The following is a 17,641-nucleotide window of genomic DNA, read 5'->3' as shown; positions in this document are numbered from 1 at the left end:
AGTTACTTACTCTCACGCTTAATCGTAATGGGATACACACGATCCCCGGTGTATTGCGCTTCGCAGGCGGCGGCGCCAATGCTGGAATGACACACTAACATCGGCATACGGTAACGCGATTTGTCCGCGCACCGGGCGGTAAAGCGGCTTTCTATCACCATGTTACCCGCGCTGGTCATCGCCGCCGTGACATCGGCCTTACAGGTGGTGTTCCCCTGGTTGATCTGTACGCTGCCCTTGCCATTGTTAAACTGGAAGTGCATGACAGGGGGTTTACCGGTTGGCGTTTTGATGTTTTCGATCTCCACGCGCCAGCGTCCGTCAATCACCTGAACCTGACCATCACGGACGGCATCCGGTGTCACCACCAGATCGTCGGGTTTCGCGGGCACCGCAGGCGCAACCACGTTGGAAAGCGTCGCAGACGGTGCCGCTGCAGGCACAGGCGCAGCGCTGGCGGCGGTTTGCGCACCCGCTACCACGGCGGCCGGTTTCTGCGGCAAAGTGTCAGCCAGTTTTTCAGCCGGCACCATGGCTGCCGGCCTGATAGCGGCAACAGGGGCGGTATTTTGGGCGACCGGGGCGACCGGGGCGGACGGCGTGACGGGCTCCGATTGCGGCATATGCAGGATAACCGCCGTCGCGGCCGCTGCGGCAACGGCCAGCGTCGGAATCAGATACCACAGACGGAAAGCCGGACGACGCACGGCCTGAGCGGGCACAGGTTCTGGTACAGGTTCCGGCTCCGGTGCGGGCACCTCTGCGACCGGCGGTACCACCGCGGCGGGGTCGGGCACCACCACCGGTTCGGGCGCGGGCGGCACAACAGGTTCGGGTGGCAGTTCGACCAGCGAAGCAGGCAGCGACTCCTCCAGGCTTTCACGCAGGCAGGCGAGTGCATCATCACGGTTGCGCTCCTGTGCATCCACAAATCCCCAAAAGGTGATGACAGGTTTACCGTTCACCAGATAAACATATTGCTGATTGGGGAATTGCAGGCTCTTGCCGAGTAGCGCGCCAAACAGGCGCATCGCCGGATTGGCAGCCTCGCGGGCGCGGGCGCTAATGGCTTGCAGATCCTGCTGGCAGGCGGTGAGATGTTGCAACGCCTGACGGCGTTCATAATCGCTCGCGGCCATCCAGGATTTGACTTTGCCGGAAAAAGGCGCGTACCAGTCAAGCCGGTCGCCACGTTCATTGGTTTGCGGAATCGCCAGGCAGTCTGCCAGTGCGCTTTGGCGGCGCAAACGCAGGGTCTCACGGATTTGCAGGGCGGACGTAAATACCGGCTGGCCGTTCTCACCTAAAGCCAGAACCGCATCCAGATTGCCGCTGCGCAGAAAAGTTTTTGCCACCTGTTAGGCCCTTATCGGTCGTTGTCTGAGGCAGAAGATCGCGTGTTATCGTCAATTACGGTGATTTTACGTGGGGCAATGGCAAATCAAACCGCAGAAAAAGAGGTCAAATGCGTGGTTTTTTCGCCCGCTGCCGGGAAAATAACCAATGCCCAGATGATGTTACGCTGTTTTACGTTTTAATAACAGATGCGCGATAACGCCACCCACTAATCCCCAAAACGCCGACCCGATCCCTAAAAGCGTCACGTCCGACGCCGTGATTAAAAAAGCCAACAGCGCGCTGTCGCGGTCATCAGGTTCTGCCAGTGCCCGTTGCAGACTGCCGCCCAGGGTCGTCACCAGCGCCAGGCCCGCCACTACGTGCACCATTACAGCCGGCAGTGCGCTGAACAGCACCGCAATCAGCGCACCGGACACGCCAGCCAACAGATAACATCCGCCTGCCACTGCCGCGGCAATCCAGCGACGACGGGGATCGGGATCGACCTCTTCGCCCATACAAATCGCTGCCGTAATGGCCGCCACACACACCGAAAATCCGCCGAACGGCGACAGAACCAACGCCAGTAATCCGGTCCAGCTCATGAGCCCGGACACCGACGGACGATAGCCGTGTGCCTGTAGGGTGGCGATGCCGGGCGCATTTTGTGACGCCATGGTGACTAAAAAATAGGGTAGACCAATACCGATAAGCGTGTGCAGTGAAAACGACGGCCAGACAGGCGCAGGAAGGCTGAAACGGGCAGCCTGCGCCGGAAAATGAAGACTGTTCTGGGCTACCGCCAGGGTAACACCGACCAGAAGCGTGATCAGAATGGCATAACGGGCCAACCAGCGGCGCGCCAGCAACCAGCTCATACACATCGTGGCGGCGAGGGGAAAGTTCACGGCGAAGTCGCTAAACGTCTGCAAGCCAAAGCGCAGTAAAATGCCCGCCAGCATGGCAGCCGCCAGCGACGCCGGGATGTGATTCATCAGGCGGGCAAACAGGCCCGTGACCCCGCATAACACAATCAGGACATTGGCAAAAACAAATACGCCCACAGCCTCATTGAGAGACGTGCCCGGCAGGCTGGTGGCCAGCAAGGCCGCCCCCGGCGTGGACCAGGCGGCCAGCACCGGCATGCGGTAAGCCAGGGAAAGCCCCGTTGAGGCGATTCCCATTGCGATGCCAATGACGGAGAACCAGCCTGCGATCAGCGCAGGCGGCGCACCAGCCGCCTGGGCGGCCTGATAAATAATCGCACCTGTACTGCTGTAGCCGACCAGCACGGCGACAAAGCCTGACACCACCATAGGCAGGGTAACGGGAAACGGCGGATGGCGCAGTGACATGGTCTCTTCCTCTTGTGCGTTATAGCGCACATCGTCGCATAGTGCGCTATAACGCACAAGTGCTACACTGATGCGCTTATGCAGGAGACAATATGGAAAATTTGCATCACTATCTTGGCGAGGCGCTGAAACAACTGAGGCAAGCCAATGGCTGGAGCCTTACGTTAACCGCCGAGAAAACAGGCGTCAGTAAGGCGATGCTGGGGCAGATTGAACGCGGCGAGTCCAGCCCGACGATTGCCACCCTGTGGAAAATCGCCACCGGCTTTAATGTCCCGTTCTCGTTTTTTGTTCATCAGTTGCCCATCGCGGAAGGGGAAGTGGCCCGTTATCGTCAGCACAATGCGCAGATGGCGGTGACGCCGCTGTTACCTTATGACGATCGGCTACGCTTTGATTTGCTTGCCGTTGAGCTGGCACCGGGCGCGCAGAGTGATTCTGCCGCGCATGAAAAAGGCGTGATCGAGCAGGTGGTGGTGCTGGAAGGCGAGCTGTTGCTGGGCATTGCTGATACCTGGCGGCGGCTGAAGCGGGACGAGGCCTTTCAGTTCCGCGCGGACGTGGCCCACAGTTATCGCAATCCGCTGGATACGCGCCTGCGTTTTCACAGCCTGATTCACTATGTCGAGCGACGCTGAGCACCGGATCGGGTTTGCCCATTAATCAGCCTGACTTACAAATTGAAACGACCCGCGCCTGTTCAGCGCTGCCCGGCACGCTATAATTGCCTCCCCCTGTATGGCGCGCCTGTTCGGGCACTGGCGGCGAACCGGCGGTGCGTAGCGGCATCAGCCTGCGCCATACTTCTTATACTGTTTCCAGAGGACTCACCATGGCTTTAACCACACTTGATGCGAAAACCGCTCTGATTGTTATCGATCTGCAAGAGGGGATTGTTGCGCTGCCGGTTGTGCATGAGCCACAGCCGGTTATTGAACGCTGCGCAGCCCTGGCGGCCGCCTTTCGTGAAAAAGACCTGCCTGTCGTGATTGTGAATGTCGCGGGCGGCGCACCGGGCCGAACCGAATCCCCCCGGCATCAGGGCGAATTACCGGCAAACTGGGCCACACTGGTACCGGCGATGACACCGCAACACAACGATATCACCGTCACTAAGCACACCTGGGGCGCGTTTAATCAAACCACGCTTCATGATCAGCTACAAAAACGCGGTATTACGCAGGTGGTGATCTGCGGTATTGCCACCAGCATCGGCGTGGAGTCGACGGCACGTCAGGCTTACGAATTAGGTTACAACGTCACGTTAGCGGTCGATGCGATGACGGATTTAAATAGCGATACGCACGAAAACAGCATTAAACGCATTTTTCCTCGCCTGGGGGAAACCGGCAGTTGTGACGATGTGCGTGCAAAACTTAACGCCCTGTAAGGGTTAAGCGACTTGCCAGGGGATGAGCAGCATCACGCTCATTCCCTGACGTCTTTCGGCTGACACGTCGCCAGAATCAGATCAGGCTGCATCGCCGTCGCTGCAATCAACGCATGGGTTTCAGCACGTCGATGGGGCACATACAGCCGTGCGCAGTTGCGTGCAATCCTGCCAGCGTCCGCTCATGATACACCGCCAGCACCTGGGTCTGGTACGCGTGGCGTAAGCGCTGCGCCTGTTCACTGTCCCGCCTCGCCAGGCGCGCGATGCCGCGTCTGGTTTCCAGCCATGTCACGGCCGAAATAAAGGTCCTGTCAGCCTCAGCACCACCGGCTCCCGCGAGAACGCAGGGATCCATTCGCGGCGTCCCGCAAAATTATCCCGGCATGTAACAACGTCATGCCTGAAAAATAAGGGAAAGAGCGAGTCAGCGGTCACGAAGCACCTGCGCAGCCGCCTGCGTTTACTGGAACTGTCAGGCCAACGCTGTAGTTGCGTCCCGGAGCAGATTCGTAATAACGGCCATTGCTTTCGTTGACGATGACTGAGCCCATATAGTCAACCAGATTATCGACCCGGCCAACCAGATCCTGTGTTTATGCATCAACCAGCCATTTTTAGCCGCTGTTTACCACCGTTACGGCATACGAAGGTGCACGCACTGTGTTGCTGTCATCTGCGGCAATATTGCTCATATAACGCCATTCCGCGACCGCATAAAAGCCCTGTTCAGGGGCTGATTCTAAGCCGGTATCGACCCGGTTGCGCACGATACCGGGCATCCGCTTGCCGTCGCAGTCAGCGGCAGAGAAAAGATGGCAGGCAGCACAAAAAACGGCAGGCTTTACCGGCGTAATCGCTTAATATCCCTCTGTATTTGGCCTGAAAGCGGCTATCCAGGGGGAGGTCGCCAGCCCGATGCGGGTCGAACGCCATGACGACTGGCGGCAGGTCGCAGTATAGGGAGATAAACGAACCCACGGGCACAATCGCCCTTATGTTAATGGTTTTGTCTGTTGTCTGGAAAAACGTAAATGTTCAGCCGATGGATGTAACCGTGAGACGGGCATCCTGGGTAGATCTCTACCGCGTTTGGCCCGGTTGCGGGCCGAACGACAGGCGGCGTTGTCAGTAACTGGTTTGGGAAGCCACAGCGGACGTTAACGGAAGGACGAGGTAACCGATGCTACCTTTTATCTTACGCCAACCCGTATGAGCAACACGGGCCTGACTATTCACTACAAGGAAATCAGCATGAACGTAGCGGTTTTAGGATTGGGTGCCATGGGGCACGCCTTTGCAGCGAATTTACTGAAAAAAGGGTTTGAGGTTCACGGCTGGAACCGCACGCGCGCACGGGGCGAAGACCTGGTTGACGCCGGGCTGAACCTTGCGGATTCGGCATCTGAAGCGGTAAGCGAGGCAGATGTCGTGATTGCGATGTTATCCGATGGCGAAACGACAGCGCAGGTGCTGCATGAGGTGAACGCGGCTCTAAAGCAGGGCGCCACGCTGTGTCAGATGGGGACCATTGGCGTTGAAAAAACCGATGCGCTGATCGCTTTCTTTGCCCAAACGCGCCCGGATGTGGTGTTTATCGATGCACCGGTTTCCGGCACCAAAGCGCCTGCGGAAAACGCCCAGATTCTGGTGCTGGCCAGCGGCGACCGTTCGCGTGCCCAGGCTGCTGAAGCGGTGTTTGCCGCGATAGGTAAAGGCACGCAGTGGCTGGGCGAGGCGGGCAAAAGTTCGCGTATGAAACTGGTGATCAACAGCTGGTTAATCGGCCTGATGCAAAGTCTGGCGGAGAGCAACCGACTCGCTGAACAGTTTGGTTTTTCAACCCACGATCTGTGGCAGGTGCTGGACGGCGGTCCGCTGGCCGCGCCGTATGCCAAAATGAAGCTCGCCATGATGGAAAGCGAAGATTACACGCCGCAGATGCATCTGCAGTGGGCGCTTAAAGATGCCCGGCTGGCGCTTGAGGCGTCGGACAGCACACTGCCCGCGCTGGAAAATATCGCCCGCGTCTGGCAGCAGGCCGTGGAGGCCGGGCACGGCGAAGAGGATTTAGCGGTGATCTATAAGTACCTTAAGTCGCAATGAGTGCAACGATCAGTTTCGATTTCAGCATGCGTCCGCTGGTGCCGCTGGCGCACGATTATCCGCATGGGGCAACGGAGCCCTGGCATTTTCATCGTTGTGCGCAGTTGATTCATACCTTAAGCGGCGTGGTGCGGGTTGAAACCGAACAGGGCAGTTGGGTGGTACCGCCCAGCCGCGGCGTCTGGCTGCCAGCCATGACGCGCCATAGCTTACAGATTACCGGCGCGGTCGCGGCCCGGGTGTTGTTTGTGGACCCGCTGGCCAGGGCAGATCTGCCTGCCAGTTGCCAGGTCGTACAAATTTCGGCCCTGCTGCGGGCGCTGATCGTCAGCGCCATGGATTTACCGGTTTCCTATGCGCCCGCCAGTCGGGCGGAACGGATTTACGAGCTGATCCTGGATGAAATTCGCGGCATGGATGTGCTGCCCTTTGCCTTGCCCGTGCCGGACAGCCCGCGTTTACAGGCATTGTGCATGCAGATTCAGGCGGAGCCCGCCGGTGACTGGACGCTGGCCCGCGCCAGCGAATGGCTTAATGTGTCTGGCCGGACGCTGGCCCGTCACTTCGAACGTGAAACCGGGCTTTATTTCAGCGAGTGGGTGCGCCGTGCGCGCGTGGCCATTGCCCTGACCCGGCTGGCACAGGGCGACCCGGTTCTACAGGTCGCCCTCGATCTGGGCTATGAGAGCCCCGGTGCGTTTAGTGCGATGTTTCGTCGTGTGCTCGGTGTGGCACCGACGGACTACTTTCCGGCGGCAGAAAGTGACCTGCCGCGTTGAGGAGGGCCTGCAGGGCGGCACGTGACGTATCGCTGTCGATGCTGACGCCCCATGCGCGCTCTCCCTGAAGATTGATACAGCTGACATAGGCAACCGATCGGCTGTCGCTGCGTTTTCCCAGCGTGTGTTCATGGTAATGTTCGATCGTTAACGTCAGATCGCAGGCGTGACGCAGCGCGTTGACGGCGGCGGACAACAACCCGTTACCGCAGCCTGTCAGCAGGAGAAGGTGGTCGTGATGGCGGACGTGGGCGCGCAGGCGCGTTTGCTCGCCTTGTTCGCTTTCACTCTGGGCATCCATCAGACGCAGCGTGGGCCGATCAATCTGGTAGTGACGACAGAACAGTTGCCAGACCGCGTGCTGCGTCATTTCTTTTCCGTGGGTATCGGTTTCCTGTTGTACACACCGACTGAAATCCTGCTGAAGGGCGCGCGGCAGTTGCAGACCGTGGTTCTGCTCCAGCAGCCAGGCCGCCCCACTTTTCCCCGACTGGCTGTTAACCCGAATCACCGCTTCATAACTGCTGCCGATATCCGCCGGGTCGAGGGGCAAATAGGGCATCTGCCACACGGTTTCCTGCTGCTGTGCGCGCCAGGTAAACCCCTTTTTGATCGCATCCTGATGCGAACCGGAAAACGCGGTAAACACCAGTTCGCCGGCATAGGGATGACGCGGATGGACGGGCAGTTTATTGCAGGCGGTGACGACCTCAATCACGCGGGCCATGTCACTGAAATCCAGTCCGGGGGCAACACCCTGGGTATAAAGATTTAACGCCAGCGTCACCAGATCTACATTCCCCGTGCGCTCTCCGTTACCCAACAGGCAGCCTTCAATGCGGTCCGCACCGGCTAACAGCGCCAGTTCCGCGCAGGCAACGCCCGTGCCGCGATCGTTATGCGGATGAACGCTAATGCACACTGCCTGTCGACGACTAAAGTGACGACAGAAAAATTCAATCTGATCGGCATACACATTAGGCGTGTTGACCTCAACCGTGGCGGGTAAGTTGATGATCATGGGGCGCTCAGGCCCGGGTTCCCAGACGGCGGCCACCGCCTCACAAATGTCGAGGGCAAACGCTGGCTCGGTAAAGCAGAAGGTTTCCGGCGAGTATTCAAAGGTCCACAGTGTCTCGGGTGCGGCCTCGCAGGCGGCCCGGATTTGCCGCGCGCTGTCGGTAGCCAGCGCCACAATCTGCGCTTTACTCTGGTTAAATACACGTTCCCGGAACAGCGGTGCGGTGGCATTGTACAAATGGATAATGGCGCGCGGTGCGCCTTTCAGGGCGCAGAAGGTCGTCTCAATCAGATCGTGGCGCGCGGGGGTTAAAACCTGCACCGTCACGTCTTCAGGAATGCGCTGCTGTTCAATCAAATCCCGTACGAAGTCAAAGTCGGTTTGTGAGGCTGACGGGAAGGCGACTTCGATTTCTTTGGCCCTGCAGTCCAGCAATAATTGCCAGAACTGCAGCTTTTGGGCGCGACTCATCGGTTCAGCCAGCGCCTGATTGCCATCCCGCAGGTCGGTAGACAGCCAGCGCGGCGCACGGCTGATTGACCGCGAAGGCCACTGACGGTCAGGCAGGTCAACCAGGGGGAAAGGGCGGTATTTCTCGGCGGGATTCGTTAACATTGCGTTCTCCTTTTCGGTGTCAGCTCAGTGTGGCGAAAGCGCAGCCATGCGGCGCGCGCAAAACTGACAACCTGATACGCAAAAGTGACAACCGTGATTCATGGGCTGTGGCACGGCGTGCGCTGCCATTTGCCGAAGCGGGGCGACAGCGTTAGCATAACCCGATGTTCTTGAGGGGGTTTTCTATGCAGGTTTTCGACGGGCACAACGATCTGTTACTGAATTTGTGGCTGCACCATCGTGATGCGCCTGCTGAGGCGTTCTTTGCCGGCGTGCCTGAGGGCCATCTCGATTACCCTCGCATCCAGCAGGGCGGATTCGCAGGTGGGCTGTGCGCGATTTTTGTTCTGCCGAAGGATTACCTGGCGCAGGTCGCGTCCACGCGTGCTGCAGAAGAACCTTATGATCCCCTGACGATAATGTGGCAGCAGCTTGACCTGCTGCAGCGTATCGTGGCGCACGCGGAGGGGCGGGTAAAACTGTGCCGCAGCGCGGCAGAAATCGACGCCTGTCGCGCAGAGGGCGTTTTGGCGTTAGTCGCCCATATCGAAGGCGCGGATGCGCTGGATCCCGACGGCGAGGCGTTGACGGCGTTTTATCATGCCGGGGTGCGCTCGATTGGGCCTTTCTGGAATCTGAAAAACCGCTTCGGCGAAGGGGTTAGCGGCAGCTTTCCGGGATCACCCGACACCGGTCCCGGCCTGACGGCAGAAGGGGAAGCGCTTATCAGGCAGGCGGCCGCGCTGAATATGATGATTGATGTGTCCCATATGAACGAGAAGGCATTCTGGGATACCGCGCGGCTCGGCCTTTCCCCACTGGTCGCCAGTCATTCCAATGCGCATGCTCTCTGTCCGCAACCCCGTAACCTGACGGATGATCAGCTTCGGGCGATTCGCGACAGCGGCGGTGTGGTCGGGATTAACTTTGGCAACGCTTTTCTGCGTGCTGACGGAAAACGTGACAGCGACACCGATTTGACAGAAATCGTCAAACATTGCGATCACCTTATTAACATAATGGGCAGCGATCATGTGGCCTTCGGGTCAGACTTTGACGGCATTTCGGTGCCCGATGCGCTCGGCGATGTCAGTGGGTTGCCCCGGTTGCTCGCTGTTTTTCGCGACAAAGGCTATGATGAAAGCGTGCTGGAGAAATTGACGTGGGGAAACTGGCTGCGGGTTTTACATCTTACCGGCATCCGTTAACACGTTTTCTTACGGGCTTTTCGTTGATTTCACCCCAGGGTCTGCGAGAAAATAGCGTGACAAGGTTCGCATTTTAATCCCTGTTACGATGCTGTCTTGCAGTACGTTCTTTGTCTGTTTATTTATAAGGAAGAAAATTATGTGGAAAAAACCAACATTTGTTGATCTGCGCCTCGGTCTGGAAGTAACACTGTACATTTCCAACCGTTAATCCTTTGCCCGCCGCTTGTGCGGGCATTTTGTTTCAACACCTGGTCCCTTTCATGTTTATTAAAGTCCTTGGTTCGGCGGCAGGCGGCGGATTCCCGCAATGGAACTGCAACTGTCCCAACTGTCAGGGTGTCCGTAACGGCACCGTTCAGGCGACGCCGCGTACGCAGTCCTCCATTATTGTCAGCGATAATGGCGAGGACTGGGTGCTGTGCAATGCCTCCCCCGATATCAGTCAGCAGATTTTGCACACGCCAGAACTCATCAAAAAAGGTGTGCTGCGCGGTACGGCGATCGGCGGCATTATCCTGACTGACAGCCAGATCGACCATACTACCGGTCTGCTCAGTCTGCGTGAAGGTTGTCCGCATCAGGTATGGTGCACGCCGGAAGTCTATGACGATCTCACCACGGGTTTCCCGGTGTTCACCATGCTGAAACACTGGAACGGCGGCTTACAGCATCGGCCCATTCGCCCGTTAGCGCCGTTTAGCGTGGACGTCTGTCCGGATCTCCAGTTCACTGCGATTCCAATCCTCAGTAACGCACCACCGTACTCGCCTTATCGCGATCGGCCGTTACCGGGCCATAACGTGGCGCTGTTTATTGAAAACCGCGCAAACGGCCAGAAACTGCTGTATGCGCCCGGACTGGGCGAGCCGGATGCGGTGATTCTGCCGTGGCTCGAACAGGCGGACTGCCTGCTGATTGACGGCACGGTCTGGCAGGACGATGAATTACTCTCCGCGGGCGTGGGCAAAAATACCGGCAAGGCCATGGGCCATCTGGCGCTGGCCGAAGAGCAGGGACTGATGGCGTTACTCGCCCGTTTGCCCGCAAAACGCAAAATCCTTATTCATATTAACAACACCAATCCCATCCTTGACGAACAGTCGCCTCAGCGTCAGTACCTGACTGAACAGGGCATTGAGGTGAGTCAGGACGGAATGGCGATACAGTTGCAGGACGAAAGATGCTGATTACGGAAACCCTGTCGCCTCAGGCCTTCGAACAGGCGCTGCGTGATAAAGGCGCGTACTACCATATCCATCACCCTTATCACATCGCGATGCACAATGGCCAGGCCACACGCGAGCAGATTCAGGGCTGGGTGGCGAACCGCTTCTATTATCAAACCAGTATCCCGTTGAAGGATGCGGCCATCATGGCCAACTGCCCGGACCCGGCCACCCGGCGTAAATGGGTACAACGTATTCTGGATCACGATGGCAGTCAGGGCGCTGATGGCGGCATTGAGGCCTGGCTGCGGCTGGGCGAGGCGGTCGGGCTGACGCGTGAGGCATTGCTTTCTGAACAGCATGTCCTGCCGGGCGTGCGTTTTGCGGTAGATGCCTATGTCAACTTTGCCCGCCGCGCTAACTGGCAGGAGGCGGCCTGCAGTTCGCTGACGGAGTTGTTCGCGCCACAGATTCATCAGTCACGGCTCGACAGCTGGCCTCAGCACTATCCGTGGATTAAAGAAGAAGGCTATTTTTACTTCCGCAGCCGTCTGAGTCAGGCTAACCGCGACGTGGAACACGGTCTTGCCCTGGCGCTTGAGTTCTGTAATACGGCGGAAAAACAGAACAGGATGCTGGAGATTCTGCAGTTCAAGCTGGACATTCTCTGGACGCTGCTGGATGCCATGACCATGGCTTACGAACTTCACCGCCCGCCTTATCACAGCGTGACCGATAAGGCCGTCTGGCACACAACCCGACTGGTATAATGATGAACGAACACACAATTGTCGCCTTTCGCCGTGGCTACCGTATGCAATGGGAAGCGGCACAGGACAGCCATGTGGTGCTTTATCCCGAAGGCATGGCGAAGTTAAATGAAACCGCTGCGGCCATTCTGGCGCTGGTGGACGGCAAACAGGATATCGCTTCCATTATTGCCACGCTGGATGCTCAGTTCCCGGACGCGGGCGGCGTGGGCGAAGATGTGAAAGAATTCCTGCAGTCAGCTTATGAACAGAAGTGGATACAGTTCCGTGACCCAGCTTAAACCCGGCGTCAACCCACCGCTCTGGCTGCTGGCAGAGTTAACCTATCGCTGTCCGCTGCAGTGTCCGTACTGTTCGAATCCCCTGGATTTTGCCCAGCAGGCGCGCGAGCTTACCACCGCACAGTGGATCGAGGTCTTTCGCCAGGCCCGCGCTATGGGCAGCGTGCAGCTGGGCTTTTCGGGCGGTGAACCGCTGACGCGTAAGGATCTGCCCGAACTCATCAAAGCGGCGCGTGATTTAGGGTTTTATACCAACCTGATCACCTCCGGCATTGGTCTGACGGAGAAAAAACTCGACGCATTCAGCGAGGCCGGTCTGGATCATATTCAGATCAGTTTTCAGGCCAGTGATGAAACCCTCAACGCGGCGCTGGCCGGCTCGAAAAAAGCCTTTCAGCAGAAGCTGGAGATGGCGCGCGCAGTGAAAGCTCACGGCTATCCGATGGTGCTGAATTTCGTACTGCATCGCCATAACATCGACCAGATCGATAAGATTATCGATCTGTGCATTGAGCTGGAGGCGGATGATGTTGAACTGGCGACCTGCCAGTTTTACGGTTGGGCACAGCTGAACCGCGAAGGGTTATTGCCGACGCGCGAGCAGATTGCCCGGGCGGAGGCGGTCGTTAACCGCTACCGCACGCAGATGAACGAGCGGGGCAGCCTCACTAATCTGCTGTTCGTTACGCCAGATTACTATGAAGAACGACCAAAGCCGTGCATGGGCGGTTGGGGCGCGATTTTCCTGAGCGTCACGCCAGAAGGCACGGCGCTGCCGTGCCACAGCGCGCGACAGTTGCCGGTGGCCTTTCCCTCGGTCCTGGAGCAGTCGCTGGAAGACATCTGGTATCACTCGTTTGGTTTTAACCGCTACCGGGGGTTCGACTGGATGCCGGAACCCTGCCGCTCCTGTGATGAAAAAGAGAAAGACTTTGGTGGCTGCCGCTGCCAGGCCTTTATGCTGACCGGCGATGCCGATAATACCGATCCGGTCTGCAGTAAGTCACCGCATCACGGCACAATCCTTGAGGCGCGCCGTCAGGCAGACTGCAGTGATATCAAAATCGGTCAGCTACAGTTCCGCAACCGCACCAATTCTCAGTTGATCTATAAAACGCGGAATCTGTAATGCACACACGCAGCCTGACCCTGAACGGACTCCGCGTGACGCTCGTCCACCAGCCGGACGCAACGCAGGCGGCGGCGCTGGTGAAGGTGGCGGCGGGCAGTCACGATGAACCTGATAACTGGCCCGGCCTGGCGCATCTGCTTGAGCATATGCTGTTCAGCGGTGGCCAGCGCTGGCCCGACGAAGGGCGGCTGATGAGCTGGGTGCAGGCGCAGGGTGGGCAGGTGAATGCCACCACCCTGGCGCGCCAGAGCGCCTTTTTTTTTGAAGTCGCCCCGGACAGTCTGACTGATGGCCTGCTGCGCCTGCAGGATATGCTGAGCGCGCCGCGGTTAACGCCAGAGGCCATTACTCAGGAAATTGCTGTGATTGATGCCGAGCATCGGCTGCTGCAGCATCACGCTGCGGCCAGAGCAGAGGCGGCTATATTCTCAACGGTCATCGCACCGGCCAGTTTTCAGCGCTTTCAGACCGGCAACAGGGCGGTTTTTGGTGACAATGTCACTGAATTGCAGGCCGCGCTGCGGGCGTTTCATCAGCGTTTCTATCACGCCGGCACGATGACGCTGTGGCTTCAGGGGCCGCAGCCGCTGGACGAACTGGCAACGCTGGCTGAGATTTTTGCTGCTCCTTTTGCCCTTCGCGATGCGGGCAGTCTTCCGGCACCAGACGTTGAATTATCGGCCGACAGGAGGCTGATGTTGCAGCAGGACGGCCCGTCCGAAGTGACGCTGAGCTGGCTGTTACCAACGGCGTTAAGTGACGGTGTCACGCTATTGCGCGAGTTTTTGCTGGATGAAGCCCCCGGCGGCTTGCTGGCCGCCTTGTACGCGCGCGGGCTCGCCAGTCAGCTACAGCTAAAATGGCTGTATCAGTCCGCAAAAACGCAGTGGTTGATGATGACAGTGACGGGTGAGCAACCCGCCGTGGTACGGGCATTGCTGATGTCATTTTTCGCCGCCTTGAGTCATACCACAGCGACGCAGCGGCAACACTACTGGCACCTGGCGCAGCGGCGGCTGGCTGCATTGTCGCCCTTAATGCAGCTTCAGGCGCGGGCTTTAGGGTTTGCCGCCACGGGCGACTGCCCCGAACTCTCGCCCTTATTACAGACGCTGGCCGGCGTGCCAGCAACCACCCTGGTTTGTGCCGCCGACGTGGCTGGCGAATCACGCAGCGTACAGGGTTATGCGCTCACCCTGGCGCGCTGGCAGGTGCCCGACGTCAGTGTTCCCCCTGTTGAGTGGTTTTATTATCCCGGTCCTAATCCTTTCCCGCCCGCCAGGCTGCCCACCACCGCGGTGACGTTGCCACACATTCACCCGGATGAAACCTCCGGCACGCTGATACTTCGTCCCGAACTGTACAACACGCTGGCGGCAGGTCAGGCCTGCGAAAGCGCCTTGCGGCCGGTGTTTGCAGTACTGCGTCACTTTGGCGGCGGTGGGGAATGGTGTGAAAGGCAGGGCGTCTGGCAACTGACGCTGGACTTACCCGCCGACGAGGCGTTGCTCAGCGCGGCGCTGGCGCAACTGTTATCCTGCCTGATGCCGACAACGGAAGAGGCCAGCTCTGCCATTCCCGGTATTGCAATACGCGAACTGCTACGGCAATTGCCTTACTGCCTGGCGTCGTCCGTGCAGCCGCAGCGCTGGCGGGCCATCCTTCTGGGCGGTAATGCCCTTCGACATCAACAACTTGCGCAACAGCTCAGCGTGCTGAAGGTCAATTCTGCTACATTACCCGCGCGGGCATGGGTGAGCGGCGAAAGCAGGATACCGCACCCCTCGGACGACAGCGCCATTCTGCTGTTTATACCACTGGCCGATCCTCAACAGCTGGCCGCACTGCGCGCGCTGGCGCTGCTATACGCGCCGCGTTTTTATCAGCGCTACCGTGTTGAACACCCCATCGGTTATGTCGTCAGCTGCCGTTACCAGCGTTGTGTGGATATCGACGGTATTCTTTTTGCGCTTCAGTCACCGACCCTGTCTGCCACAACGCTGATTCAGTATTGCGACGATTTCCTGCAGCAGATGACGTCCGTGACAGACGCGGCCGATCTCGACGGGGTGAAAACACAGTTAGCCGCAGCGCAGGAAGAACCCACCGTCGAGGCGCTGCGTCAGGCTAACGGACTGCCCACACTGACGTCACAGGATATTGCTGCCCTCAGCACTCAGCAGTTAACGCAGCTGCATCACCAGTTATGCAGCCAGAAATCAGCGTGGCGCATCTTACGTACAGACGATAAGCAGTAAAATAATTACTCGTCGATATTGTTGAATGATTTTGATTGTTTACGCCAAATCTCTTCACTTTTTATTCCTGCCGCTTTGCACCAGACTCAATGTGACGCCATAAAAAAAGGAATGAAAAGTGAAAGATGTTAAACGTTTTACACTGCCACTGATCGCAGTTGCCGCGCTGTATATCCCGGTTTCTCAGGCTGAGACAATGCACTACCAGCTGGACCCACAGCATACGTCGGTCGTTATGAGCTGGGAACACTTCGGCTTCTCGCATCCTACCGCCGATATTCCGGATGCCACGGGGTCACTGGTGTTCGACAGCAGCAAACCCGAGCAGTCGCGTGTTGACGTGACCTTGCCTGTCACCAAAATTGACAGCCATGTGCCTGCACTGACGAAAGAATTTAAAGGCGCCGACTATTTTGACGTCGCCAAATACCCGAGCGCGACCTTCCGCAGCACCAAAGTCATTGCTAAAGGCGATAACAAATTTGACGTAGAAGGTAATCTGACGCTGAAAGGCATCACCAAACCGGTTACGCTGCACGCCACGCTGAACAAGCAGGGTGAGCATCCGATGGTGAAAAAGCAGGCGATTGGTTTTGATGCGACCGGCACCATCAAGCGTTCTGACTTCAAACTGGATAAATACGTGCCTGCGGTCAGCGACGATGTCAAACTGACCATCTCCACCGAAGCGTACGCAAAATAACGCTTCCAGCATGTTTTCCAGCCCGGCACATCCGTTGCCGGGTTTTTTTATGCCCGCTTCACCCAACGTCACCGGTACAACACAGCCCGCTTTGCGCAAACGTTCATCATCGTGCCGCGCGTGTAAGAAAACCCGGTAAACGGTTAACCGGACAAGATGAATCCTTTTTCGCTGCCGAAATAACCGGTATCTATGCTGCCCGCCAAAATAACCCGTCAGCATCACAGTGAAAAGTGAGGCGAAAATCACAAATCTGCATCACGGTTTTTTTGTTATCCGGACACGCGCCTGAAATAACCGTTTCTCTTCGCCTGATGATATTTAACCTGTTGTTTTATCAACCGAAGCTCACAGACCGGGCGCGCTTATTAATTGTGATTTAATTCACAGAAACACCTGTTTTAACCCCGCTGTCAATCTATCCACCCGGCAAAATACTCTCGTTTTTGTGATCTCACTTGCAAATATAAGGCTTGTATCCCGAAACAATAGCCCGCAGACGCATTGAGCCAGAGAGGAATGGAGAATGAGAATCGGGATGGTAATCAGCGGCGGCGATGTTACCGGCATAAATAATTTTATTTTTCAGATTGCGAGAATGACGCAGGCGGAAATGGTGTTATTTAATGGCGGTATTCCGGGGCTTCTCGATAATGTCTGTCAGGAAATTGCGCAACGCGATTTAGTGGATTTCTCTGTTAACTCAATTCCGGTTATGCAGTCGGGAAGGACCACGCGAAAATTAATTCGCAGCGAATACGAAACCATCACCCGACAGCTCAAGGCATTGCGTATTGATGTATTAATTATGGCCGGCGGAGATGGCTCACTGCAATTTTTACATACGCTGAGCGAATTCGGTGTGAACTGTTTTGGCATCGGTATGACGATTGATAACGATGTCTTCGGCAGTGATTACACCGTGGGCTTTTCAACTGCCTGTGAGCAGGTACTTAAAGAGGTGGCAAAACTGCGGAATACGGGCCGCGCATTAACCGGTCGGGTATTTATGGTCGAGTTGCTCGGCGGTTACTGCGGTGAACTGACGCTGCAATCGGCAATAAAATCGAATGCGGATTTTGCGTTAATCCCCGAGTGTCAGATTCCGACGGCGACGCTGGCCGGGCGCATCACTCAGCGCCTCAGTGAACAGAACAGCGTCATTATCCTGTGCTCTGAGGGTTATACACGTGAATATTCACCGGGCTTTCAGGGCGCAATCGATACCTTAATTAAGCAACTTGAACCGTTGATCGGTGTGCGCATTCGCAAAACGATTGTCGGTTATGGACTGCGTAATGGCGATCCCACCTGTGAAGAAATTTATCAGGGCACCATTATGGCCAGTGAAGTGGTTCGTTGTATTCAATCCGGAATGCGCAATAAAGCCGTCATTATTAACGGCAGCAATAAGCCTATTCCGATTGACTTAATAAGCATGAAAAAACGCCTGGTCGATACAGAAGGGCACCATTATAAACTCGCTAAACAACTGCAAATAGTGTGAGGAGAAAAC

At 57.1% G+C, this 17,641-nt stretch carries 17 protein-coding genes and 1 pseudogene; 13 read left to right on the top strand and 5 right to left on the bottom strand.

Going from position 1 to position 17,641, the window contains the following annotated elements; translation table 11 throughout:
• Nucleotides 1–2 precede the first annotated feature (2 nt).
• On the bottom strand, nt 3–1,355 hold the full coding sequence (locus tag RAC60_RS02275) for an SrfA family protein (RefSeq protein WP_375092509.1): 1,353 nt from the start codon (nt 1,353–1,355) through the stop codon (nt 3–5).
• Between the two features lie 162 nt (nt 1,356–1,517).
• Nucleotides 1,518–2,693: a benzoate/H(+) symporter BenE family transporter gene (locus tag RAC60_RS02270; RefSeq protein ID WP_375092508.1), complete on the bottom strand. Its 1,176-nt coding sequence runs from the start codon at nt 2,691–2,693 to the stop codon at nt 1,518–1,520.
• Between the two features lie 92 nt (nt 2,694–2,785).
• On the opposite strand from RAC60_RS02270, the gene RAC60_RS02265 reads away from it, so the two are divergent.
• Nucleotides 2,786–3,331: a helix-turn-helix domain-containing protein gene (locus RAC60_RS02265; protein ID WP_033741332.1), complete on the top strand. Its 546-nt coding sequence runs from the start codon at nt 2,786–2,788 to the stop codon at nt 3,329–3,331.
• Between the two features lie 194 nt (nt 3,332–3,525).
• The gene (locus RAC60_RS02260; protein ID WP_039340433.1) at nt 3,526–4,083 is read left to right on the top strand and encodes an isochorismatase family protein; all 558 of its coding nucleotides are present in this window, start codon (nt 3,526–3,528) and stop codon (nt 4,081–4,083) included.
• Between the two features lie 106 nt (nt 4,084–4,189).
• On the opposite strand, the gene RAC60_RS02255 is transcribed toward RAC60_RS02260, so the two are convergent.
• Together RAC60_RS02255 and RAC60_RS02250 are read right to left on the bottom strand one after the other, a co-directional pair.
• Entirely contained in the window at nt 4,190–4,441 is a 252-nt protein-coding gene (locus tag RAC60_RS02255; RefSeq protein ID WP_375092507.1) for a hypothetical protein, read from the bottom strand.
• 76 nt (nt 4,442–4,517) lie between these two features.
• Nucleotides 4,518–4,880 (bottom strand): annotated as a pseudogene (locus RAC60_RS02250) (TonB-dependent siderophore receptor); the annotation flags it as partial.
• A 457-nt stretch (nt 4,881–5,337) separates the two neighbouring features.
• Between RAC60_RS02250 and RAC60_RS02245 the strand changes: the two are divergent.
• Entirely contained in the window at nt 5,338–6,189 is an 852-nt protein-coding gene (locus RAC60_RS02245; RefSeq protein ID WP_033741339.1) for an NAD(P)-dependent oxidoreductase, read from the top strand.
• Nucleotides 6,186–6,968 (top strand): helix-turn-helix transcriptional regulator, encoded by a 783-nt coding sequence (locus tag RAC60_RS02240; RefSeq protein WP_375092506.1) that lies wholly within the window; start codon nt 6,186–6,188, stop codon nt 6,966–6,968. The genes RAC60_RS02245 and RAC60_RS02240 overlap by 4 nt, the downstream gene beginning before the upstream one ends.
• Here RAC60_RS02240 and leuA read toward each other — a convergent pair.
• Nucleotides 6,889–8,604: a 2-isopropylmalate synthase gene (gene leuA, locus RAC60_RS02235; protein ID WP_375092505.1), complete on the bottom strand. Its 1,716-nt coding sequence runs from the start codon at nt 8,602–8,604 to the stop codon at nt 6,889–6,891. The two genes, RAC60_RS02240 and leuA, sit on opposite strands and share 80 nt — an antisense overlap.
• A 185-nt stretch (nt 8,605–8,789) precedes the next feature.
• On the opposite strand from leuA, the gene RAC60_RS02230 reads away from it, so the two are divergent.
• The 9 genes from RAC60_RS02230 (at nt 8,790) to RAC60_RS02190 (ending at nt 17,632) form a co-directional block, all read left to right on the top strand.
• Entirely contained in the window at nt 8,790–9,812 is a 1,023-nt protein-coding gene (locus tag RAC60_RS02230) for a dipeptidase (RefSeq protein ID WP_039340425.1), read from the top strand.
• A gap of 139 nt (nt 9,813–9,951) precedes the next feature.
• Nucleotides 9,952–10,023: a pyrroloquinoline quinone precursor peptide PqqA gene (gene pqqA / locus RAC60_RS02225; protein WP_009090272.1), complete on the top strand. Its 72-nt coding sequence runs from the start codon at nt 9,952–9,954 to the stop codon at nt 10,021–10,023.
• Between the two features lie 52 nt (nt 10,024–10,075).
• The gene (gene pqqB, locus RAC60_RS02220; protein WP_033741347.1) at nt 10,076–11,002 is read left to right on the top strand and encodes a pyrroloquinoline quinone biosynthesis protein PqqB; all 927 of its coding nucleotides are present in this window, start codon (nt 10,076–10,078) and stop codon (nt 11,000–11,002) included.
• The gene (gene pqqC, locus RAC60_RS02215; RefSeq protein WP_033741349.1) at nt 10,996–11,751 is read left to right on the top strand and encodes a pyrroloquinoline-quinone synthase PqqC; all 756 of its coding nucleotides are present in this window, start codon (nt 10,996–10,998) and stop codon (nt 11,749–11,751) included. The genes pqqB and pqqC overlap by 7 nt, the downstream gene beginning before the upstream one ends.
• Nucleotides 11,752–11,753: 2 nt before the next feature.
• Nucleotides 11,754–12,032 carry a pyrroloquinoline quinone biosynthesis peptide chaperone PqqD gene (pqqD, locus tag RAC60_RS02210; RefSeq protein WP_033741351.1) on the top strand — a complete coding sequence of 93 codons (279 nt, stop codon included), beginning with the start codon at nt 11,754–11,756 and terminating at the stop codon, nt 12,030–12,032.
• Nucleotides 12,019–13,161, top strand: a complete 1,143-nt coding sequence (pqqE, locus tag RAC60_RS02205; protein WP_058701944.1) for a pyrroloquinoline quinone biosynthesis protein PqqE — start codon at nt 12,019–12,021, stop codon at nt 13,159–13,161. Before pqqD ends, pqqE begins: the two co-directional genes overlap by 14 nt.
• Entirely contained in the window at nt 13,161–15,422 is a 2,262-nt protein-coding gene (pqqF, locus tag RAC60_RS02200; RefSeq protein WP_375092504.1) for a pyrroloquinoline quinone biosynthesis protein PqqF, read from the top strand. The genes pqqE and pqqF overlap by 1 nt, the downstream gene beginning before the upstream one ends.
• A gap of 118 nt (nt 15,423–15,540) precedes the next feature.
• Nucleotides 15,541–16,125, top strand: coding sequence for a YceI family protein (locus RAC60_RS02195; protein WP_039340419.1), 585 nt, complete (start codon nt 15,541–15,543; stop codon nt 16,123–16,125).
• A 526-nt stretch (nt 16,126–16,651) separates the two neighbouring features.
• Nucleotides 16,652–17,632: a 6-phosphofructokinase gene (locus tag RAC60_RS02190; protein ID WP_375092503.1), complete on the top strand. Its 981-nt coding sequence runs from the start codon at nt 16,652–16,654 to the stop codon at nt 17,630–17,632.
• Nucleotides 17,633–17,641: the final 9 nt, after the last annotated feature.

The organism is Pantoea sp. BR_17 (genome assembly GCF_041955125.1).
GTDB classification, from domain to species: Bacteria; Pseudomonadota; Gammaproteobacteria; order Enterobacterales; family Enterobacteriaceae; genus Pantoea; species Pantoea stewartii.
This window is presented reverse-complemented; position numbering and strand designations above follow the sequence as displayed.